The 23664-nt window shown below is 38.4% G+C and carries 19 protein-coding genes; 2 read left to right on the top strand and 17 right to left on the bottom strand.

The window, feature by feature from the left end:
* Nucleotides 1-16: 16 nt before the first annotated feature.
* From ftsZ to DV417_RS01945, 16 genes are all read right to left on the bottom strand, one after another.
* Nucleotides 17-1279: a cell division protein FtsZ gene (gene ftsZ / locus DV417_RS02020; RefSeq protein ID WP_065250099.1), complete on the bottom strand. Its 1263-nt coding sequence runs from the start codon at nucleotides 1277-1279 to the stop codon at nucleotides 17-19.
* 81 nt (nucleotides 1280-1360) lie between these two features.
* Nucleotides 1361-2638, bottom strand: a complete 1278-nt coding sequence (ftsA, locus tag DV417_RS02015; protein ID WP_065250100.1) for a cell division protein FtsA — start codon at nucleotides 2636-2638, stop codon at nucleotides 1361-1363.
* Nucleotides 2639-2653: 15 nt separating this feature from the next.
* The gene (locus DV417_RS02010) at nucleotides 2654-3418 is read right to left on the bottom strand and encodes a cell division protein FtsQ/DivIB (RefSeq protein WP_065250101.1); all 765 of its coding nucleotides are present in this window, start codon (nucleotides 3416-3418) and stop codon (nucleotides 2654-2656) included.
* A complete protein-coding gene (locus DV417_RS02005) occupies nucleotides 3418-4338 on the bottom strand; it encodes a D-alanine--D-alanine ligase (RefSeq protein ID WP_118878311.1) in 921 nt (306 codons plus the stop codon). Before DV417_RS02005 ends, DV417_RS02010 begins: the two co-directional genes overlap by 1 nt.
* Before the next feature lie 85 nt (nucleotides 4339-4423).
* Entirely contained in the window at nucleotides 4424-5851 is a 1428-nt protein-coding gene (gene murC, locus DV417_RS02000; RefSeq protein ID WP_118878308.1) for a UDP-N-acetylmuramate--L-alanine ligase, read from the bottom strand.
* Nucleotides 5852-5947: 96 nt separating this feature from the next.
* The gene (gene murG / locus DV417_RS01995) at nucleotides 5948-7003 is read right to left on the bottom strand and encodes an undecaprenyldiphospho-muramoylpentapeptide beta-N-acetylglucosaminyltransferase (RefSeq protein WP_118878305.1); all 1056 of its coding nucleotides are present in this window, start codon (nucleotides 7001-7003) and stop codon (nucleotides 5948-5950) included.
* Between the two features lie 11 nt (nucleotides 7004-7014).
* Nucleotides 7015-8199, bottom strand: coding sequence for a putative lipid II flippase FtsW (gene ftsW / locus DV417_RS01990; RefSeq protein ID WP_118878303.1), 1185 nt, complete (start codon nucleotides 8197-8199; stop codon nucleotides 7015-7017).
* Between the two features lie 22 nt (nucleotides 8200-8221).
* Nucleotides 8222-9535, bottom strand: a complete 1314-nt coding sequence (murD, locus tag DV417_RS01985; protein WP_118878301.1) for a UDP-N-acetylmuramoyl-L-alanine--D-glutamate ligase — start codon at nucleotides 9533-9535, stop codon at nucleotides 8222-8224.
* Nucleotides 9536-9658: 123 nt separating this feature from the next.
* Complete coding sequence (gene mraY, locus DV417_RS01980; protein ID WP_005630348.1) at nucleotides 9659-10741, bottom strand: phospho-N-acetylmuramoyl-pentapeptide-transferase; 1083 nt, start codon at nucleotides 10739-10741, stop codon at nucleotides 9659-9661.
* Nucleotides 10735-12108 carry a UDP-N-acetylmuramoyl-tripeptide--D-alanyl-D-alanine ligase gene (murF, locus tag DV417_RS01975; RefSeq protein ID WP_118878300.1) on the bottom strand — a complete coding sequence of 458 codons (1374 nt, stop codon included), beginning with the start codon at nucleotides 12106-12108 and terminating at the stop codon, nucleotides 10735-10737. The genes mraY and murF overlap by 7 nt, the downstream gene beginning before the upstream one ends.
* A 13-nt stretch (nucleotides 12109-12121) precedes the next feature.
* Nucleotides 12122-13588 (bottom strand): UDP-N-acetylmuramoyl-L-alanyl-D-glutamate--2,6-diaminopimelate ligase, encoded by a 1467-nt coding sequence (gene murE / locus DV417_RS01970; protein WP_118878297.1) that lies wholly within the window; start codon nucleotides 13586-13588, stop codon nucleotides 12122-12124.
* Nucleotides 13589-13597: 9 nt separating this feature from the next.
* Nucleotides 13598-15430 carry a penicillin-binding transpeptidase domain-containing protein gene (locus DV417_RS01965; RefSeq protein WP_065250108.1) on the bottom strand — a complete coding sequence of 611 codons (1833 nt, stop codon included), beginning with the start codon at nucleotides 15428-15430 and terminating at the stop codon, nucleotides 13598-13600.
* Nucleotides 15431-15442: 12 nt separating this feature from the next.
* Complete coding sequence (gene ftsL / locus DV417_RS01960; protein ID WP_118861425.1) at nucleotides 15443-15766, bottom strand: cell division protein FtsL; 324 nt, start codon at nucleotides 15764-15766, stop codon at nucleotides 15443-15445.
* A gap of 2 nt (nucleotides 15767-15768) precedes the next feature.
* A complete protein-coding gene (rsmH, locus tag DV417_RS01955) occupies nucleotides 15769-16734 on the bottom strand; it encodes a 16S rRNA (cytosine(1402)-N(4))-methyltransferase RsmH (protein WP_118878294.1) in 966 nt (321 codons plus the stop codon).
* A gap of 37 nt (nucleotides 16735-16771) precedes the next feature.
* Nucleotides 16772-17227, bottom strand: a complete 456-nt coding sequence (mraZ, locus tag DV417_RS01950; protein WP_005628276.1) for a division/cell wall cluster transcriptional repressor MraZ — start codon at nucleotides 17225-17227, stop codon at nucleotides 16772-16774.
* 204 nt (nucleotides 17228-17431) lie between these two features.
* Complete coding sequence (locus DV417_RS01945; RefSeq protein WP_118878292.1) at nucleotides 17432-19018, bottom strand: carbon starvation CstA family protein; 1587 nt, start codon at nucleotides 19016-19018, stop codon at nucleotides 17432-17434.
* Nucleotides 19019-19216: 198 nt separating this feature from the next.
* On the opposite strand from DV417_RS01945, the gene DV417_RS01940 reads away from it, so the two are divergent.
* A complete protein-coding gene (locus DV417_RS01940) occupies nucleotides 19217-19450 on the top strand; it encodes a zinc ribbon domain-containing protein (RefSeq protein WP_118878290.1) in 234 nt (77 codons plus the stop codon).
* A gap of 39 nt (nucleotides 19451-19489) precedes the next feature.
* On the opposite strand, the gene fdhD is transcribed toward DV417_RS01940, so the two are convergent.
* Complete coding sequence (gene fdhD, locus DV417_RS01935; RefSeq protein WP_118878288.1) at nucleotides 19490-20302, bottom strand: formate dehydrogenase accessory sulfurtransferase FdhD; 813 nt, start codon at nucleotides 20300-20302, stop codon at nucleotides 19490-19492.
* Nucleotides 20303-20576: 274 nt separating this feature from the next.
* Here fdhD and fdnG point away from each other — a divergent pair, with 274 nt between their 5' ends.
* The gene (gene fdnG / locus DV417_RS01925) at nucleotides 20577-23663 is read left to right on the top strand and encodes a formate dehydrogenase-N subunit alpha (RefSeq protein ID WP_153063330.1); all 3087 of its coding nucleotides are present in this window, start codon (nucleotides 20577-20579) and stop codon (nucleotides 23661-23663) included.
* Nucleotide 23664 lies beyond the last annotated feature (1 nt).

The raw sequence follows: 23664 nt of genomic DNA, 5'->3' as shown, positions 1-23664 counted from the left end.
CTCAAAACCAATTAAATTAATTCTCTTCACGTTGCGCAGGATTAAAGAAACTGTTTTTCTTAAATGCTTCTAAACGATCTGTGATAGGTTTATCCAGCGGGCGATGATATTCTTCTGCTGGAGTTTTTTGAGTTTCTACTGGCTCACGAGTATGTATATCAGGCACAATATTTACGCGACCTGTACCTTCTGGCTCAACTGGACGAGAAGGACGCAATACTTGAACAGACTCAGTTGGGGCGATTTCTCCTAATCCTGTTGCCACAATAGTCACTCGAATTTCATTACTCATCTCAGGCACTAGACTCGTACCAACAACAACTGTCGCTTCTTCAGAAGCAAAACTACCTATTGTCTCACCTATAATGTTAAACTCATCAAAAACTAAATCCATTCCAGCAGTAATATTAACTAAAATACCTTGAGCGTTAGAAAGATCTATTTTTTCTAGAAGATCGTTACGTACCGCAAGACGAGCCGCATCTTCTGCTCTACCCGTACCGGGTTCTCCCACAGCTGAACCAAAACCAATCATGGCTTGTCCTTGAACGGACATCACTGTTCTTACATCAGCGAAGTCCACATTAATTAAACCAGGAGAGGTAATCATATCTGAAATTCCCATCACGGAATTACGCAACACGTCGTTTGCAGCAGCAAAAGCCTCAATTAATTTAGCATTTTTAGAGAGAACTTTTTGGATTTGTTGATTCGGAATAATAATCATTGAATCAACATATTGGGATAAATCTTTAATACCGAGCTCTGCAAATTGCATACGCTTCTTGCCTTCAAAAGCAAATGGTTTGGTCACAACAGCAACAGTTAAAATACCTAATTCTTGAGCTATTTTTGCGACAACAGGCGCTGCACCAGTACCAGTACCACCGCCCATACCAGCTGCAATAAAGACCATATCCGCACCTTCAAGCATTTTGCGAATTTCTTCCTGATCATCTTCAGCAGCCTTACGACCAATATTCGGATTTGCCCCAGCACCTAAACCTTTGGTAGTTTCTCCACCAATTTGTACAGTTTGTTGAACTTGGCTTTTACGTAATGCTTGAGCGTCTGTATTTACAGCATAAAAAATAATACGGCCATGCTCTTCTGAAGTTAATGAGCTTTCACCTAAATAAGTTCCACCCATTTCTTGCTTTACCATACTCATAACCATATGATTTACAGCATTACCGCCACCGCCGCCAACGCCTACGACTTTGATCAGTGCGCCGGACTCATTAAAATTATCGTACTCAGGGTACTCTGGGTATAACATCGATGTTCTCCGTTAAGGCCAGATAAGCTGGCTCAATATAAAACCTAAATTCTCTCTATTGTAGATGAAAAATCAAAATAATCAAAATTCTGACCGCACTTTATTTACAATTTTTTTAATTCCATTCCAAATTGGTTTTAGTATTCCGTCATCAGATTCATCATTTCCTGAAATCAAATCATCATCACTGTTACTATGGTTATACTGCAATAAGCCGACAACTGTTGAATATTGAGGACGATTCACGTAATCAGTCAATCCAGTAATATTCAGCGGGCTACCAATACGTACTTGGCAATTAAATACGTCAGATGCACATTCTTTCAAATCTTCTATTTGCGCCCCACCGCCAGTAATCACTACGCCAGCAATAAGCTCAAACTTCACATGTTTTGTTTCCAACTCAGCCTTTAATTTATCTAATTCATCTTTTACAACACCTAGAAGTTCCGTGTAGCGAGCTGATGTAATTAAGGATAAATCACTCTTGGTTAATGAACGAGGAGCTCGTCCACCAATACTTGTAACTTCAATTTTTTTATCACCGTGCAAACGAGCTGGGTAAAATGCACTTGCATAATTAACTTTAATTCGTTCAGCTTCTGCACGCGAAATAGTACAAGCGTGGGCAATATCGTTAGTCACAATATTTCCTGCATAAGGAATAACCTTACTGAAACGTAATGCGCCGTTTGTATAAACCATCACATTCATTGTGCCTGCGCCGAAATCGATCAAGCAAACACCAAGATCTTTTTCATCTTCGGTTAATACTGAATGTGTTGCTGCAAAACCAGAAAAAACCACTTTATCCACTTGTAAACCACAGCGCTCAACCGCTTTTTTCAGGTTGTTTTGCCAATCTTGATGACAGGCAATTAAATGTACTTGCGCTTTTAAACGGACACCTTGCAAACCCAATGGATTTTTAATATTCAACTGGCGATCCACCGCATATTCTTGCGGAATCACATGCAATAAAGATAAGCCTTCAGGCAACTTAATAGAGCTCGCTGTATGCAGTGCGGAATCAATTTCATCTTGTGTTACTTCACCATCTGAAATTGGAACAAAACCACTTTCATTTAAACTTTGAATATGTTCACCAGTAATTGCCAAAGTTACACTCATAATCTGACAATCAGCCATAGATTCCGCTGCTTCAATGGCTCTTTGAATAGAATTTACGACAGCTTCAAGATCTGTGATACTGCCACGATCAATCCCTTTAGATGGGCAACTACCGACACCTAACACATTCACTACGCCATCAGGAAATACCTCACCAACTACGGCAACAACTTTTGACGTACCGACTTCTAATCCTACAATTGTTTTAGCTTCCACACCTTTAACCATTTTCGCACCTAGTTTTTATTTATCAGCCATACCCACAGCAGCACCTGCCGCATATCGTAAATCTACATAATCTATTTTTTTATTTTCTGGAACATCAACTTGCGGATAAATCGTGACAAATCGTTCAAGCTTAGATTTCCATTCTCCACGACCTAACTTTAACACAATGTCATTATCAAGTGTTACTTGCCATGCACCGCGTTCATCAATATTCATGCCTTTTGCAATTAAATTTTTTGATTTAAAATCGGCATAAATCTGATTCCATGCTTCCAATACTTTTAAACTTTGATAATCTGGCCCACCTAAATAAGGCAAAGTATTTTCTTTTAATCGTTCAATTGGAAGTTGGAATACAACGCCATCCTGAGTAACAAATTGATTCTGATTCCAAAATGCCACTGGTTGATATTCAGTAATCCAAATACTTAAACGATTTGGCCATATTTTTCGCACAATTGAGCTTTTAACCCAAGGTAAAGCTTCTATTTGCGCTTGAATTGGCTCAACATCTTGCCCCCAAAAGCCTTTAAGAGCGCCCATTTTTAATAAGCTTTCCTTAATATCGGCATCCGTAGTAAAAACCTTTTGTCCAGCCAGAGCAAAACCACTAATAGGCTTATCATCCATTTTCTCTAGCAGAGTTTGCCAATTAAAATAGATACTAAGAGCAAAAAGTATACCAAGCAAAGCCAAGAAAGCCCGAATATGAAAATAATATTTAGGCTTTTGTTCACCAAAACGAATATTCTGTGGAGTTTTCCTTTTCAGAATGTTCATTACGCACTTAGCTCCAAAATTTTCACAACAAGCTGTTCAAAAGAAATACCCACGCTTGCGGCAGATTTTGGGAATAAACTGTGGCTCGTCATTCCTGGATTCGTATTCACTTCAACTAAACGAAAATCACCTTTTGCATCGCACATGACATCAATACGGCTCCAACCGCGACATCCCACTGCATCATAAGCGCGTTTTACTAATAGAGCTAACTCTTGCTCACGCTCAGGCGTTAAACCTGCTGGGCAGAAATATTGAGTATTATCAGAAATATATTTCGCATTGTAATCATAGAACTCACCTTCAGGAACAATACGAATAGCGGGAAGCACTTGGCTATCCAATACAGGCACTGTTAATTCATCGCCAGCTAACCATTCTTCAATCAGAATCGTATTATCAAATTTAAGTGCATATTCCACCGCACTTTTTAGCTCATCCACTGCTTTAACTTTAGTTAATCCAACACTAGAGCCTTCTAAAGAAGGTTTCACCATTAACGGCAAACCCAATTTATCTACTACAACCTGAGCGTCTAAATCAGCGAAGGTTTCACGGGTAACAACCTCCATATCTGCTACAGGTAATCCAAATGCTTTCCACAACATTTTTGTACGCATTTTATCCATAGTTAATGCGGAAGCCATCACTCCACAACCAGTGTAAGGTAAACCAATTTGCTCTAATAAACCTTGCATTGTGCCATCTTCACCACCTCGTCCATGCAAAATATTAAACACTCGATTAAAGCCATCCTTTTTAAGATTAGCAACATTATATTCTTTAGGATCAATAGGATGAGCATCATAACCTTGGTTTAATAAAGCCTCTAATACCGCTTTACCTGAATTGAGAGAAACTTCACGCTCAGCTGATGTCCCACCCAATAACACTGCAATTTTTTCTTGTTTTAAATTCATTTTATCCTACTTATATATCTTATTCTGATGGCCTTAGTTAATAGATAAGACCATCTCAAATTTCTAAAATCTATTTATAAAAGTCTTAATTTTTCCAAGATTGAGCTAAGCCACGAGAGATTTTACTTACGCTACCCGCACCTTGTGCCAAAATCAAATCACCGTCTTGAATAATTTGATCAAGAACGTCGCCTAATTGTGATGTGTCAGAAACCAAGATTGGATCGATTTTTCCTAAATTTCTAATTGAACGACAAAGAGATTTACTATCAGCTCCAACAATCGGCATTTCTCCCGCTGCGTACACATCAAGCATAATTAATGCGTCCACTTGCGAAAGCACTTGTACAAAATCATCAAATAAATCACGAGTACGAGAATAACGATGAGGTTGAAAAACCATAACAATACGTTTATCTCCCCATCCTTCTCGTGCGGCTTTAATCGTTACGCCCACTTCTGTTGGGTGATGGCCATAATCATCAACTAAACGAACCTTACCATTTGGACGAATAAACTCACCTAACTGATCAAAGCGACGACCTGCACCTTGGAAATCAGCAAGGGCTTCTAAAATAGCTTCATTGCCAATACCTTCTTCTTTTGCTACAGCAAGTGCAGCCGTTGCATTTAACGCATTATGTTTTCCTGGCACGTTTAACAGCACATTAATACGTTCATTATTTGGGCAAATCACTGTGTAATGACCTTTAAAACCAATTTGTTCATAATCTTCAATGCGATAATCTGCATGTTCACTAAAACCATATGTAATCACTTGGCGACCAACTTTTGGCACAAGTTCCATTAATACAGGATCATCTGCACACATCACTGCTAAACCATAGAAGGGCAAATTATGCAGGAATTTCACATAGGTGGCTTTCATTTTTTCGAAATCACCTTCGTAGGTGTCCATATGGTCTGGTTCCATATTGGTTACAACAGATACCATTGGCTGCAAATGTAAAAACGAAGCGTCACTTTCATCCGCTTCGGCAATTAAATAACGGCTAGCACCTAAATGTGCATTTTTACCTGCAGATTTCACCAAACCACCATTAACGAATGTTGGATCGAGTTTTGCTTGGGTGTAAATCATGGAAATCATAGCAGTTGTCGTCGTCTTCCCATGTGTTCCTGCAACAGCAATGCCATGACGGAAACGCATGATTTCAGCCAACATTTGTGCTCGCTGAATCACTGGAATGCGTTTTTGTTTCGCTGCAACTAATTCAGGGTTATCATCTTTTATCGCACTGGATACGACAACAACACTTGCACCTTCAATATGTTCTTCTGCATGTCTGATGTAGATTTTTGCTCCAGCTTGGGCTAAACGTTGAGTTACTAATCCGTCAGCAATATCTGAGCCAGAGATTTGATAGCCTTCATTTAATAAAATCTCAGCAATACCACTCATTCCCGCTCCACCAATTCCAATAAAATGAATTTGTTGCACTCGACGCATTTCAGGGATAATTTTTCTAATTTCTTCGTGGGAATGTTTCATTTATTTTTCCTTTTTGACACATTGGCAAAATATTGGTGCCTATTCTAAAAGTGCGGTTGAAAATCGCAATGTTTTTCTTATTCTTTGGAATATCAATTAGTTTGAGTTTTCTATAATAACCTCAGCAACTCGCTGTGCAGAGAGAGGGGTCGACATAGCTTTCGCTTTCTCAGCCATTTGTAATAAATTTTCACGAGTAAAGTTTTTTAAATAATTCACCAGAATTTCAGGCGTTAAATCTGCCTGTTCGACAATCTTTGCCGCCCCCACATCAGCCAAATATTTCGCATTCAAATATTGTTGACGATCTTTATGTTGGAAAGGTACAAAAATAGCTGCAGCACCAACTGCCGCAATTTCACATACAGTTAATGCGCCAGAACGGCAAATTATCACATCAGCCCAAGCATAAGCTTCAGCCATATCATCAATAAATTCTGTTATTTTAACTTGTTCTGAATTCTCGCCATAAAGTTTGCTAACTTCTTCTACCGCACCTTTACCTACTTGATGACGAACGTCTATTTTATCTGCAAGCTGGGCGACTACTTTAGGTAAAGTATGGTTAAGAACTCTCGCGCCTTGGCTACCACCGACCACTAAGACACGTAATTTTTTCTCACGCTCCGCAAAACGAACTTCAGGATATGGCATCTTAAATAAATCTTCTCGAACTGGATTTCCTACAACTTCAGCATGAGGAAAAGCACTTGGAAATGCTTGCAATACGCGAGTAGCAATTTTAGCTAACCATTTATTCGTTAAACCCGCTATCGCATTTTGTTCATGCAAAATTATCGGGACACCACAAAGTTTTGCAGCAATACCGCCAGGGCCTGAAACATAACCACCCATTCCAAGTACAGCGTCAGGCTTTTCTTCTTGAATAATTTTTTTTGCCTGCAACACGGCACGGAAAATAGCAAAAGGAGCACTTAATAAAGCTTTTATACCTTTACCACGCAAACCGGAAATTTGGATAAATCTAATCGGGATTCCATGTTTTGGTACAAGGTGAGCCTCCATTCGATCTTTGGTACCTAACCAGCAAATATCCCATCCTTGTTTTTGTAAAAATTGGGCCACAGCTATCGCTGGAAAAACATGACCGCCAGTTCCACCAGCCATTACTAATAATTTTTTATTTTTCATCTTCTTTATCTCTAATCATCGTGTAGGCGTGCTTGACCTGCGCGAAGTAAACGATTTTCGTGATCAATACGTAATAAAATGCCAATAGTCGCTGACATAATAATAATACTCGAACCACCATAACTCACGAGTGGAAAGGTTAAACCTTTAGTCGGTAACATTCCAAGAGCCATACCTAAATTAACAAAGCCTTGGAAGAAAATCCAAAAGCCAATGCCTAAAGCTAAAAATCCTCTAAAACGTTGTTCTAACATTAAAGATTCCTTTCCAATCTTCAAAGCACGAAATACAAGTAAACCGAGCAAAATAACAACAATTAAAATGCCTATAAAGCCAAACTCTTCACCAATAATCGCCATGATAAAGTCAGTATGCGCTTCAGGTAAATAATCTAGTTTTTGAATTGAATTACCTAACCCTTCCCCCGTTATTTCTCCACGACCAAATGCCATAAGAGAATTCGTTAATTGGAATCCTGTACCATAAGGGTCTTTAAATGGATCTAAAAAACCAGTGAAACGTTTTAAACGATAAGAAGCAGAGATGATTAACCAAGAGCCAAGAATTACACCTGTTGCACCAAGCAAAATAAATTGGAAAAAGTGAGCGCCAACGATAAATAGCATACCGAAAGTAATCACAAACAGCACAACTGTACTTCCCATATCAGGCTGAACTAAGAGGAACATCCCCATCACGCCCATCACAATAAAGGGTTTTATCGCACTAAATTTTCTACCTCGAACCTCATCATAACGACGAGTAAAATAGCTTGCCAAGAAACAAGTCAGTGCTAGCTTCGCAAATTCAGCTGGCTGAAAATTCAAAATTCCCAATGAAATCCAACGTTTAGCACCATTTACTGATGTACCGATAAATAATACGGCTATCAATAAAGCCACTGCTGCCCAGAAAATATTTACATTCCATTTTTCCAACTTTTCAGTTGGAATATACAACATGGCATAACAAGTCGCTAAAGAAAGAAATACATAAAAAGCATCTCGTTTTGCAAAGTAAAAAGGATCATTAAATAAACGAGAGCTATAAGGAATAGATGCAGATGTTACCGAAACTAAACCAATTAAAAGTAAAATAACAAATAACCAAAATAGCGCACGATCATACAACAAACCTTGCGGTGTGATACGTGTCCATTCATCGTAATTTTTTTTGATGTTCTGTAAAAATTCCATCTTATTTTTATTAATGACTAAATTAGGCTGAATATTGAGCTAAACGAGTAAATTCTTCACCGCGCTTTTCAAAAGAGGTAAACTGATCGAGGCTTGCACAAGCTGGCGACAATAACACCATATCTCCGCTTTGCAATGTTGGGCGTAAAAATTCTATCGCTTGTTCCATTGTATCGAACAAATAGCTTTGCGATGAAAGCTTAGCGAGTTGCGCACCATCTCGACCAAAACAATAACAAATAATGTGTGGTTGATTAATTAATTCAGCTAATTCTGAAAAATCAGCCCCTTTTCCATCACCGCCTAACAATAAATGTAATTTGCCTTCAACATAAAGGTCTGCTAATGCGGCAACTGTACTCCCCACATTTGTTGCTTTAGAGTCATTAATCCAACGAATACCATTGGCTTGATGTGCTAATTGAAAACGATGCTCTAACCCTTTGAAATGACGAAGTGCGGTACGAATTGAATCTAAATTAATACCGACAGCTTGTGCCAATGCCGTTGCCGCCAAAATATTCATATAATTATGGCGACCGACTAATGTTGCTTCTTCACAAGGCAAAATTACTTCATCTTTTGCCATTAAGTATTGCTTGCCGTTTTCCGTTTTTAGCCAATAATCTGCGGTATTTTCCGCAAAAGAAACGTTTTGTTTCGCTTGATTTTCACCTTCACCAAAAGTCAACGTATCCTCATTATTCAAAACGCCGACCTCAGCATTATGATAAATGCGTAATTTTGCTTGGCGATAATCTTCTAAATCCACATAGCGATCCATATGATCTTCAGTCACGTTCAAGACCGTTGCAGCCGCAGCTTTTAAGCTGTAAGTTGTTTCAAGTTGAAAACTAGACAGCTCTAATACATAAAGTTCACAATCTTCATTCAACAATGACAAAGCGGGAATCCCAATATTTCCACCCATACCAACTTTCACGCCAGCAGCTTTCGCCATTTCATAAACTAAAGTAGTAACAGTACTTTTTCCATTTGAACCTGTAATCCCCACAATTGGCTTTGTCGCCGCGCGGCAGAATAATTCAATATCACCGATTACTTCTACGCCGGCTTTAAGTGCAGTTTGAATTTCAGGTGTTTTTACCGCAAGCCCAGGACTAATAACAATCATATCGCTTTCGAGTAACCATTCCTGATTTAAACTACCAGTATGAAGAGGGATATTTTGAGGAAGTTTATCAACACCAGTAGGATTTTTTCGGGTGTCAATCACACGAATATTAGCCTTTTGGGATAAGAGATAATCCACGCAAGAAAGACCTGTTTTGCCAAGCCCGATGATAGTAATATTTTTGTTTTGATAGGCGTTCATTTTCTTTCTTCTTAATAGCTATAAATTTTAAAATTATATTATCAATGGAAATATAAATTTCCTTTACTAACGTAAAAAAGGTCACCCTTTCAAAAACTGAAAGAGCGAACCTAGCTATATTCATTAACGCAACTTCAAGGTGACCAATCCCATCAACACCAACATTAAGGAAATAATCCAAAACCGAATAATCACTCTTGGCTCTGGCCATCCCTTCAATTCAAAATGGTGGTGAATCGGTGCCATTCTAAAAATGCGTTGTTTGCGTAACTTATAAGACCCTACTTGCAAAATAACAGAGAGCGCTTCAACAACAAATACTCCGCCCATTATCACAAGTAAAAATTCCTGACGAACTAGGATCGCCACTACACCAAGTGCTCCACCTAATGCAAGAGAACCTACATCGCCCATAAAGACTTGCGCGGGATAAGTATTGAACCACAAGAACCCTAACCCTGCACCAACGATGGCGGTACAAAACACAACCACTTCAGAACTATATTTAATGTATGGGATGTGCAAGTATTCTGCAAAATTCACGTTACCCGTTGCCCATGCAATTAACGCAAATGCACCTGCGACAAGCGCTGTTGGCATAATTGCCAATCCATCCAAGCCATCTGTTAAATTCACCGCATTACCGGTTCCAACAATCACAAAGTAAGACAATACAATATAGAACAAACCTAACTGGGGCATAATGTCTTTAAAGAATGGAATCACTAAACGAGTTGCATCAGTGTCGTGTCCAAGCCAATAAAGCCAAAGTATTGCCACTAATGCCACAACAGACATCCAGAAATATTTCCAACGAGCAATCAAACCATCCGTGTTTTTACGAGTAATTTTGCGGAAATCATCCACAAAACCAATTGCACCGTATCCAAATAATACAAATAAGCAAACCCAAATATAAGGATTAGCAAGATTTGCCCATAATAACGTACTTACGCCAATAGAGAATAAAATCATCACACCGCCCATAGTGGGTGTGCCTTTTTTAGCAAAATGACTTTCAGGCCCATCATTTCGCACTTCTTGGCCAAATTTTAAGATCTGTAAACGTTTGATCACTTTAGGGCCAATCCAAAGTGAGATAAAAAGTGCGGTTAATAATGCAAGAATTGCACGGACAGTGATATAAGAAATCGCATTAAACGCGGTTTCATAACGAACAAGATATTCAGCAAGCCAAACTAACATTTAATTTTATCCTTTAATGAATAGATCACATCTTCCATTTTCATTGAGCGCGAGCCTTTTCCTAGCACCACAACTTTGTTATTTTGTTGTAATTGGGTTTCAATCAATGGCACAAGAAAATCAACCATTTTCGCCTTATCAGTAAAATGCTTACCCGAAACAGCCTCAGAAATAACCGCACTTTCATTGCCATAAGAACAAACTAAATCTAAATTTGCCGAATTAGCATATTGTCCAACTTCACGATGAATAGTGAGAGAGTTTTCACCTAACTCTTTCATATCGCCGACACACAAAATACGGAAAGCATCATAACTTTTTAGGACATCAATGGCAGCACAGAGAGAATCTTTATTTGCGTTATAAGTATCATCTAATAACAATAAATTAGGTGTTACTTGAATTGGGAATAAACGCCCTTTCACTTGTGAACGTTGTTCTAATCCAGCTTTTACATCCGTCAGAGTTGCACCGACATTCATGGCAAGTGCGGTAGCAGCCAAGGCATTTTTTACATTATGTTCACCAAGGTAAGGTAAGTTAATCTCAATTTCACCTTGTGGGGAAACAACTGTAAAAGTAGATCCTTGGGTAGTATGATGAATATTTTTTGCAGAATAATCTTTACCGTTGAAATATTGAATCTCATGTTCACCGATTTCTTTTTGCCAAACATTTAAATGATTATGTTCTGCGTTAATAATCGCCACACCATTCGATGTTAAACCACTATAAATCTCACCTTTAGCTTGTGCAACGCCCTCTAAAGAACCAAAGCCCTCTAAATGCGCGGGTGCAATATTATTAATCAATGCGGCATCAGGTTGAGCTAATTTTGTAGTGTAATCAATTTCACCTTGATGATTTGCACCAAGTTCGATCACTGCGAAACGATGTTTTTCTGTTAAACGAAGAAGGGTTAAAGGCACACCAATATCGTTATTAAAATTCCCATTGGTAAAAAGTACCGCGTCTGAATCACCAGCAGTATGTTGCAAAATACTCGCCGTCATTTCTTTCACCGTGGTTTTACCAGAAGACCCAGTCATCGCAACAGTACGCGGATTAATTTTCTCGCGTAACCATTTTGCAAGTTCGCCTAAAGCAATTCGAGTATCCTTAACCACCAGCTGAGGAACAGAAATGGAAAAATTTTCTTGCTGAACAACCACGGCTACCGCACCTTGTGCTACCGCTTGTTCAAGATATTGGTGAGCATCAAACTTTTCGCCTTTCAACGCAAAAAATAAACTATTTGATACGCTTTTTCGGGTATCTGTATTAATTTCCTCAACTTGCACATTTTTATCGCCAATTAATTTAGCTTGAAGAATCTGTGCTAATTGTTCAGTAGAGAGTTTAATCATAATTTAATTGTTATTATTTTAAAAAATCATGGGCAATTTCTTGGTCTGAAAAATGCACGATCTCAGTGCCAATAATTTGATAATTTTCATGCCCTTTGCCAGCAATTAAAATCACATCATTTTCAACCGCACTTTCAATCGCAAACTGAATAGCCTGTTCACGATCAGGAATAATGCCGACTTTATCCATATTTTTAAAGCCGGCGATAATATCTGATTCAATTTGGCTTTGTGATTCTGTTCTAGGATTATCTTTTGTCACAATCACCTTTTCAGCAAACTGTTCTGCAACTTGTGCCATTAATGGACGTTTACCTCTATCGCGGTCTCCACCACAGCCAAAAATACACCATAACTCACCTTGGCAATGTTCACGCGCTGCCATCAAGGCTTTTTCTAGTGCATCAGGTGTATGCGCATAATCTACAATAACTGTTGGTTTATTTGGATATTGAATCATTTCCATTCTTCCACATACTCCTTTCAAAGATTTCGCCGTAGCGAGTAAATTTTCCAATGGGTAACCAAATGATAATAACGTGGTCATCACTAATAACAAATTGCTTACATTGAAAGCACCGATTAATGGACTATGCAATACGCCATTACCCCAGCTAGATTCAAAGGTAATATCAGCACCTTTAGCATGATAGTGGATATTTGTTGCCTTCATCCATTGATGTGAGTTTGATTGGAAATCAGGGCTCGTACTTACCGCAATAGCATCGGGCAATTCACTTAACCATTGGCATCCAATCTCATCATCAGCGTTAATCACTTTAATTTGCGTATCTAATTCGGTGAACAAACGTTTTTTAGCGGAAGCATAATTTTCCATGGTCTGGTGATAATCTAAATGATCACGCGTTAAGTTGGTAAAAATCCCTGCTTTAAAATGCAACGCCTCCACGCGATGTTGTGCCAGACCATGCGATGAAACTTCAATAGAGGCAAAATCAGCGCCAGCTTGCTTAAAACTGAAAAGTGATGATTGAATTTCCACAGCTGATCCAGTTGTATTTTTAGCTTCTACAACTTGACCTAAAAGGCCATTACCAATAGTTCCCATCACAGCCGCACGATGACCTAATAATTCCGCCCATTGCGCTAATAATTGAGAAATAGTGGTTTTGCCATTTGTCCCTGTTACACCAACAAGCGTTAATTTTTTAGAAGGCGAATCATAGAAAATATCCGCCAAAGACGAAAGATGGCGTGCAAGTTGATAATATTTAACGACTGGTACATTCCCAATAAACGCCACAGTTAAATGCTCGCTAGATAATTCTGTCTCAGACAACACCGCTCTCGCACCAGAATGAATAGCAGAATCAATAAATTGATTTCCATCGACTTGATGCCCTTTTATCGCTACAAAAAGATCACCAGCTTTAACTTTACGGCTATCCAACACCATATTATGGAGTTCTATATCATCCTTTAATTCAGGCAAATTAAAAAGTGCGGTGAGTTTTTTCATAATTTTTCCTTAATTCACTTTTTGATTCTTGTGATCACCAACATATACGATACGTTTTGCGCTTTTCGTTGCTGTTTTTTCAACAGGTTCAGCATCTTGTGGAATAGCATTTGCACGCAAAGCATAGCCCATAATGCTAGAGAATACTGGCGCAGAAACTGCACCACCATAATATTCACCGGCTTTTGGATCATTAATCAAAATCACTAATGCATAACGAGGGTCACTAATCGGTGCAATACCCGCAGTAAATGCCACATATTTATTTACATAATGTCCATTTTCAATCTTACGCGCTGTTCCCGTTTTCACGCCAACACGGTAGCCTTCCACCATTGCGCGTTTATTTTTAATTGCTACTTTCTCTAAAATCCCCACAATATCTTTAGTTATTTTTTCAGAGAAAACACGTTTTCCAATGACTGGCGGATCGACTTTAGTGATAGAAAGCGGGCGATACACCCCAAAACTACCAAGGGTTGCATATGCTCTAGCGATTTGTAAAGGTGTCGCAGTAATACCATAACCATAAGCGACTGTTGCACGTTCAATATCTGCCCAGCGTTTACGGTTTGCATTCAAAATCCCAACTTGTTCACCAATCAAGCCTAAATCTGTCGGTTTACTTAAACCTGCATTTTGATAAGTTTCCATCAATGCACTAGGTGGCATACGCAATGCAAGGCGACTCACACCACGGTTACTAGAATTAATTAAAATCTCATCTAAAGTTTGTTGTGCGCGAGGTGCAACGTCCACAATTTCTTTGCCACTCACTGTGAATGATCCCGTGTTGATGATTTCATCACGGCGCACTACTCCACGTTGAAGTGCGGTTAAAACTACGAAAGGTTTTACAGTAGAACCAGGCTCAAACGTATCAGTGATTGCTCGGTTACGCATTAACTCGGATTTCACACCAACACGGTTGTTTGGATTGTAAGATGGTGCAGTAGCCATAGCCAATACTTCACCAGTTCGAACATCAACTAACACAGCAGTACCAGACTCAGCATTATTGTCAGACACCGCCTTTTTAATCTCACGATATACCATGGATTGTAATTTTTCATCGATACTTAAAGTGACATCTTGCGCATCATATTTTTTCTCATCCGCAATATGTTCAACAATATTTCCGCGTTTATCTTTACGAACAGTACGTGAACCATCTTTACCCACAAGCATAGAATTAAAGCTTTTCTCAATGCCCTCAATACCATTTCCATCAATATCGGTATAACCCACCACATGCGCAGCTTCTTCTACGCGAGGATAAAAACGACGATGTTCAGTTTCTAAATTAATACCTTTAATCTTAAGTTTACGAATATAGTCTGCTTTATTAGATTCTACTTGACGGGCCAAATATAAATAACCGGATTTGGAGTTCTTCTCGATTTTTTTCACCAAATCATTTTCGCTCATACCCAATTCTTGGGCCAAAGCAGTAATCCGCTCTTTATCCTCAAGTGCATTTTCTTTTAACATGGTTTTCGGATCTGCAACCACCGCATTCATCGGTACACTTACAGATAAAAGCTGACCATTACGATCTAAAATTGAACCACGCACAGATAACACTTCATCTTTACGCAAAGAACGTTTATCAGCCTCTCCAGATAAAGTGCTTGAATCAACAGACTGCACATAAGCCGCACGAGCGACTAAAGCACATAAACCAGCCAAAATAAAAAAAGCAGAAACCCAATAACGAACACGCATAAAACATTTTTCAAACACAATTTTCGGTTTGTTATGTTTTACGGCTTCAGGTGCGGTCAATTTTCTAATTGTTTTTTTTGCTTTACCTGATTTACGAGAAGAATTGAACTTAACCATCTTTTCTACCTATTATTCTCTAATTTCAACTTCTTGTTCTGGGGATAATGTTTTCATTTTTAAGGTGCCAACAGCAATAGACTCGACTCTAGTACTGTCTCCTTCTGTTGCTTCTTGCACTTGCAAATTTCGATATTCACTTTCAAGCGCTTGGCGCTGTAAAATCAATTGACCATTTTCAGAAATTAATCGACGTGTCTGATGAGTTACCCAAATCACGCTCATTGATGAAATCAAAATTGCAACCAATAACAACACAATTAATTTATTTGAAGAAAATAGATCTTCAACCAAAATCTGCTGTAACGGATAACGAGGTTTATTATTTTCAGACATCACTAAATTCTCTCCGCTACACGCAATACTGCACTTCTTGAACGAGGATTTGCTTGAATTTCTGCATCACTTGGTTGAATTGCTTTACCAATAGTTTTTAATTTTTGATTACGTTGAATTTGGTCTTCTCGCAATGGCAAACCTTTAGGGATATCCTCACCTTTACTTTGTTTTTTCATAAAATGTTTTACCATTCTATCTTCTAAAGAATGGAAACTAATAATTGATAAACGCCCTTCCGGCGCTAACATATCTAAAGCAGAATTGAGTACACTTTCCAATTCATCTAATTCTGCATTGATGAAAATACGAATAGCTTGGAAACTGCGAGTCGCAGGATGTTTATGTTTATCTTTGAAAGGTACCGCTTGTGAAATAAGCTCAGCTAATTGACTAGTACGCGATAAAAATTCAGTGCCATTTTTAGCCGCACTTTTGTTGTAATCAACAATAGCGGTGGCAATACGTTTAGCGAAACGCTCTTCGCCAAAAGTTTTCAAAACCCAAGTTAAATCCTCAACCGATACTTGTTTTAACCATTCTTCTGCGGATAAACCTTGAGTCGTGTCCATACGCATATCAAGTGGGCCATCTTTCATAAAACTAAATCCACGTTCAGCTTCATCAAGCTGTGGGGATGACACGCCAAGATCAAGTAAAATGCCGTCAATTTTGCCAACCAAATTTAATTTTTCACAAATTTCAGAAATATGGGAAAAGCTGTTGTGTTCAATCTGAAAACGTGAATCTTGAATTTTTTGAGCTTCAGCAATGGCTCTGGGATCACGGTCAATTCCAATGAGACGACCATTTGAGGATAATTTAGAAAGAATTAAGCGAGAATGACCACCACGGCCAAAAGTTCCGTCAATATAAATTCCATTTTCCTTCAATGCCAAGCCATTCACGGCTTCGTGAAGTAAAACTGTGACATGTTCAGGTGAAGAAAAGGAATTTTCGGTATCCATAAATACAATATAAAAGTAAAAAACGGTGAATCATTTTCTATAATGAGAAATCTTTCAAAGCCTCAGACGCAAAGTCTGCACTTGAACCAATTTCCATATCTTCTTCAATTTGGGCATGCCATTCTACAGCACTCCAAATTTCAAATTTATTAAGTTGTCCCACCAACATTAAACCTTTTTCTAATTTTGCATGTTGGCGTAATGGCCCACTAAGCAAGATACGGCCCTGTGCATCCATCTCACATTCAGTGGCATGACCAAGCATTACTCGTTGCAAACGGCGTTGGGTAGGATCAAAGTTAGAAAGTGCGAGAAGTTTTTGTTCGATTTTTTCCCATTCATCAAGGGGATAAAGTAAAAGACAGGGTTGGCGAATATCCACAGTACAAACCATTTGCCCTTGGTTCTTTTCAAGAATTTCAGAGCGATAGCGGGTTGGGATCGCTACGCGTCCCTTAGAATCTAAATTAACCGCTGTTGCACCACGAAACATATTACGCCTTAAAAATTGAACTTATTTTGAGAAATTTTTCTAAAAATCTCCACAAAACACCACTTTTCCCCACATCAGCGTAAGTTTATAATTTGTTTGCTTAAGTTGCAAGCAATTATCCCTGAAACAACCCTATTTTTTATCAAAATAAAAAGCCGTTTGAGACAATATCTCAAACGGCTTTTTTCAACCAAATTATCTTGATTAATTATTCACATACGCTTCTTCATCGCGCTCGCCTAGTGGCTTAAGCATAGTGAAGAATAACACGATACAAACAATTGTTGTTGCAAAACCAAGATAAACTGAAAGTTGATAATCTAAACCGAAACCGATTTTGTTGTAGAACAAGTAAGTTGCACATACTGTTGTAATAAACCAAGCCGGAATAGACGCAACCCAGTGGAATTTATGGTAGCGATATAAGTATGCTGCTGCAGTCCATAACATTACCATTGCTGTCATTTGGTTTGCCCAAGTGAAATAACGCCATAATACGCTAAAGTCAATGGTTGAAACGAAATAGCCTAATACGAATAGTGGTACAGCAATTAGTAAACGTTTAGGTAATGAACGTTGGTCGATATGGAAAATTTCCGCTAATTGTAAACGAGCTGCACGGAATGCTGTATCGCCAGAAGTAATAGGTAAAACCACCACACCTAACACAGCAAAAATACCACCGATAAAGCCTAAGAAGTGTAATGAACTGTCATACACAACTTTAGACGGAGAACCTGCTGAAATCGCATCTTGTAATGCTTGTGGATTTTCATAGAATGAAAGACCAACCATACACCAGATTAACGCAATTACACCTTCAGCAATCATTGCACCGTAAAAGATAAAACGACCTTCTTTTTCATTTTCAGCACAACGCGCCATTAAAGGAGTTTGAGTTGCATGGAAACCAGATAATGCACCACAAGAAATAGTTAAGAACAATAATGGCCAAATTGGAACATCACCCTTCACTTGGAAGTTTTGCGTGAATTTCTCTAAAGTTAAACCTTGGCCATCTGCATTGATAGTACGGAAGAACTCAATAGGATCAACAGCACTAAAGTGTGCAGAAACTAAACCATACACCATACCCACAGACATAAATAGCAACAACGCGCCAAAGAGCGGATAGATTCGACCGATAATTTTGTCGATCGGTAATAAAGTCGCAAGAATATAGTACGCAAAGATAATAATCGTCCAAACTGCAACAACAGTTGCTTTATCCATTCCCCATACTTTGATACCACCGGCTTCAACTGCATGATGAACAGCTTCAGCATCACCTAATTGTAACGCACCTTGAGATGCACCCAATAAATCCATGGTAATCGTACCCATTAATTGAGCTGGGCTTGATACAAACACAACACCTACTAATAATAAAAGTACAAGTGCTAATGTGTTAATAAATACTTTTACAGGACGACCTAAGAATTTACCAGCTAAATGTGGCATAGTTGCACCGCCATGACGGATACTCAACATACCACAGAAATAGTCATGTACTGCACCGGCAAAAATACAACCGATTACAATCCAAAGCATTGCCACTGGTCCGTATAAAGCACCAAGAATTGGACCAAAAATAGGACCAGTTCCAGCAATGTTTAATAATTGAATTAACCAAATTTTGGTTTTTGACATTGGCATATAATCCACGCCATCATTTACCTGGTAAGCAGGGGTCTGACGTTGTGGATTAATCACAAAGATTTTTTCGATAATTTTTCCATAAACAAAGTAACCAAGAATCAAGATGGCTACACAAAAGAAAAACCATAACATAGAAAGGCTCCTCAAAAGATAAACAAAAATATTTAGTGTATGCCCTAAACAAGCCGCGGTATTCTATTTCAAATTGTTCTAAATCAAAAATTGAATTTTTAGATTTTTATAGATTTGTGACTTATATCACATTTGTAAAATCTAAAAATTCAATTAATATACTAATAAATAAGTAATTTTATAGATTATAGAGAAAATATGGCCTTAACTCGATGCCCTGAATGCAGAAAAAAGATTAGTGAAAATGCAGAAAACTGCCCTAATTGTGGTTTTTCTTTCAAACACGCAGATTTAGAAATTTATAAACAACAATTAGAAAAACGACGCCTGCATAATGCTGACATCAATCGTAAAAGTGCAAAACTCCACATAATTTGGTTTTGCATCTTTGCAATTTTTATCGCGTTGGCTAGTTGGATTACAAATAAATAGAAAAAAATATCTCGTATGTATATAGAGTGACCTCAGATATCAACCATTAATTCGTTCATATCCACTATAGATATTTCCTTTACCTTCTCTTGCAAAACCAATCAAAGTCAAATTATGTGCTTCAGCCATTTTCACGGCAAGATCAGTTGCCCCAGAAATCGTGACTAACATTTCCACCCCACAAGAAATAGTTTTTTGAACCATTTCATAACTTGCACGACTCGAAGCAATAATAATTCCATTAGGCTTACCTGATTTTGCATGCCAGCCAAGTAATTTATCAAGAGCGACGTGACGACCCACATCTTCAAAAATAACAAGCATATTACCTTCTAAATCAAAAAAACCACAAGCATGAGTCGAACCTGTTTGCTGACCTAATCGTTGATTTTTATGAAGCTCTGACAAACATCCATCGAGTAAATTCAAATCAAACTTAAAAGTGCGGTCTAATTTTGGAAAATTTTTATACACTTGATTAAGCTGCTCCGTTCCACAAATGCCACACCCAGTACGTCCTGTAAGATTACGACGATGCTCTTTTAATGCCATAAATTTTCGGCTAGACAGTTCGATTTGCACTTCAATACCATTGCAAACTTCCACAACATCGATGCCGTAAATATCCGAAGGTTTTTCAATAATTCCTTCCGTGAGAGAAAACCCTAGAGCAAACATCTCTAAATCTTTCGGTGAACACATCATCACCGCATGAGAAATACCGTTATAAACTAATGAAACTGGCATTTCGACAGCTAGAAAATCTTCTTTTGATTGTAAAAGTGCGGTTGAATTTTCTATACTTTTATTTCTTTTAAAAAAGTTAATCGTTTGTTTAATCAGCCAATCCATTCTTTACCTACCCATCACTTAAATGTAAAAAAAATGTTAATTTTTTTATAAAATCATGATCTAGATCACAATATTTCTGCGTTATAATGCCATTTGATTATAGATTTATCGTTAAAAAATCGTTATCCTAGGCGCCCATAAATTGGCCTACTTTGAACCAATTTGCGATGTTGAATAACGTTATTCTAACGGAATCAACCAAATTATCTAGTTACACTAGACGAATTTATTACTATCTAAATATCTCAACAACTTGTTGTTGAAAGGAGTGATTATGCAGATCTCAAGAAGAAAATTCTTTAAGGTCTGTGCAGGTGGTATGGCGGGAACATCGGCTGCAATGTTGGGTTTTGCTCCAGCAAATGCATTAGCTGCGCCGCGTGAATATAAATTATTACGCGCATTTGAATCTCGTAACACTTGTACATATTGTGCCGTAAGCTGCGGTATGTTGTTATACAGCACAGGCAAACCTTACGATTCATTAAGCAGCCATACTGGCACAAATACTCGTTCAAAACTCTTTCACCTTGAAGGCGATCCAGATCATCCAGTCAGTCGTGGAGCACTTTGCCCGAAAGGTGCTGGCGCACTAGATTATGTCAATAGTGAAAGCCGTTCTTTATACCCTCAATATCGCGCACCTGGTTCTGATAAATGGGAGCGAATTTCTTGGAAAGATGCAATTAAACGCATTGCTCGCTTACTGAAAGATGATCGTGATGCTAACTTTGTTGAAAAAGACGCAAGTGGCAAAACTGTGAACCGTTGGGCAACTACAGGTATTATGACTGCATCTGCTATGAGTAATGAAGCAGCACTTCTTACTCATAAATGGGTGAGAATGTTAGGCATAGTGCCGATGTGTAACCAAGCGAATACTTGACACGGACCAACGGTAGCAAGTCTTGCTCCATCATTTGGTCGCGGTGCCATGACAAATAACTGGGTTGATATAAAAAATGCCAACCTTATCATTGTTCAAGGCGGTAATCCTGCTGAAGCTCACCCTGTTGGCTTCCGTTGGGCAATTGAAGCGAAGAAAAACGGTGCGAAACTTATCGTCATCGATCCACGCTTTAACCGTACAGCCTCTGTTGCAGATTTACATGCGCCAATTCGTTCTGGTTCTGATATCGCATTTTTAATGGGTGTCATCCGTTACTTATTGGAAACAAACCAGATTCAACACGAATACGTTAAACACTATACCAATGCCTCATTCTTAATTGATGAAGGTTTCAAATTTGAAGACGGTTTATTTGTAGGTTACAACGAAGAAAAACGTAACTACGATAAATCTAAATGGAACTATCAGTTTGATGAGAACGGACAGGCTAAACGTGATATGACCTTACAACATCCTCGTTGTGTCATTAACATCTTAAAAGAGCATGTTTCACGTTATACTCCAGAAATGGTTGAACGCATTACAGGTGTAAAACAAAAACTTTTCCTACAAATCTGTGAAGAAATTGGTAAAACCTCTGCACCAAATAAAACGATGACGCATCTGTATGCGTTAGGCTTTACCGAGCATTCAATCGGTACACAAAATATTCGCTCAATGGCGATGATCCAATTACTTTTAGGTAATATGGGTATGCCTGGTGGTGGTATTAACGCATTACGTGGACACTCCAATGTGCAAGGTACAACAGATATGGGCTTATTGCCAATGTCTTTACCAGGTTATATGCGTTTACCAAACGATAAAGATACCTCTTACGAGCAATACATTAATGCGATTACACCAAAGGATATCGTTCCAAACCAAGTGAACTATTATCGTCATACTTCAAAATTCTTTGTTAGTATGATGAAAACCTTCTATGGTGATAAAGCAACCAAAGAAAACGGTTGGGGTTTCGATTTCTTACCAAAAGCAGATCGCTTATATGATCCGATTACTCACGTTAAATTAATGAATGAAGGCAAATTACACGGTTGGATTTTACAAGGCTTTAACGTATTAAACTCATTACCGAACAAAAACAAAACTGTTGCAGGAATGAGTAAGTTAAAATTCTTAATCGTGATGGATCCGCTTCAAACTGAATCTTCCGAATTCTGGAAAAACTTTGGTGAGTCAAACAATGTAAATTCTTCAGAAATTCAAACTGAAGTCTTCCGCTTACCAACAACCTGTTTTGCTGAAGAAGATGGTTCGATTGTAAACTCAGGGCGTTGGGCTCAATGGCACTGGAAAGGTTGCGATCAACCAGGTGAAGCATTACCAGATGTTGAAATTCTTTCTATGATTCGTGAAGAAATGCATCATCTTTACCAAAAAGAAGGTGGTCGCGGTATTGAATCATTTGAAGCAATGACTTGGAATTATGCTCAACCACACTCACCAAGTGCGGTAGAATTAGCCAAAGAATTAAATGGTTACGCGCTTGAAGATCTTTATGATCCAAACGGTAACTTGATGTACAAGAAAGGTCAATTACTCAATGGATTTGCACATTTACGTGATGATGGTACAACAACATCAGGTAACTGGTTATATGTTGGTCAATGGACTGAAAAAGGTAACCAAACCGCAAACCGTGATAACTCAGATCCATCAGGTTTAGGCTGTACCATTGGTTGGGGCTTTGCATGGCCTGCAAACCGCCGCGTACTTTATAGCCGTGCATCATTAGATATCAATGGTAATCCTTGGGATAAAAACCGCCAATTAATCAAATGGAACGGTAAAAACTGGAACTGGCATGATGTAGCAGACTATGGTACACAGCCACCGGGTTCAGATACAGGTCCATTTATTATGTCTGCTGAAGGTGTAGGTCGTTTATTTGCGGTTGATAAAGTTGCAAATGGTCCAATGCCTGAACACTATGAGCCGATTGAAAGCCCAATTGATACAAATCCATTACACTCTGCAGTGGTAAGTGATCCAACTGTGCGTATTTATCCTGAAGATAAAGAATTTATCGGTTCAAATAAAGAGTTCCCATTCGTGGCAACAACTTACCGATTAACAGAACACTTCCATAGTTGGACTGCACAATCTGCATTAAATATCATCGCACAACCACAACAATTTGTGGAAATTGGTGAAAAATTAGCGGCAGAAAAAGGTATCCAAAAAGGCGATATGGTAAAAATTACTTCTCGTCGTGGCTATATTAAAGCGGTTGCCGTGGTTACAAAACGTCTTAAAGATCTAGAAATTGATGGACGTACCGTACACCATGTAGGTCTTCCAATTCACTGGAATATGAAAGCCTTAAATGGTAAAGGTAACCGTGGATTCTCTACTAATACCTTAACACCATCTTGGGGTGAGGCAATCACGCAAACACCAGAATACAAAACATTCTTGGTGAATATTGAAAAAGTTGGAGAGGCATAAT

This window comes from Haemophilus haemolyticus, assembly GCF_003490935.1.
GTDB lineage: Bacteria > Pseudomonadota > Gammaproteobacteria > Enterobacterales > Pasteurellaceae > Haemophilus > Haemophilus haemolyticus_M.
This window is presented reverse-complemented; position numbering and strand designations above follow the sequence as displayed.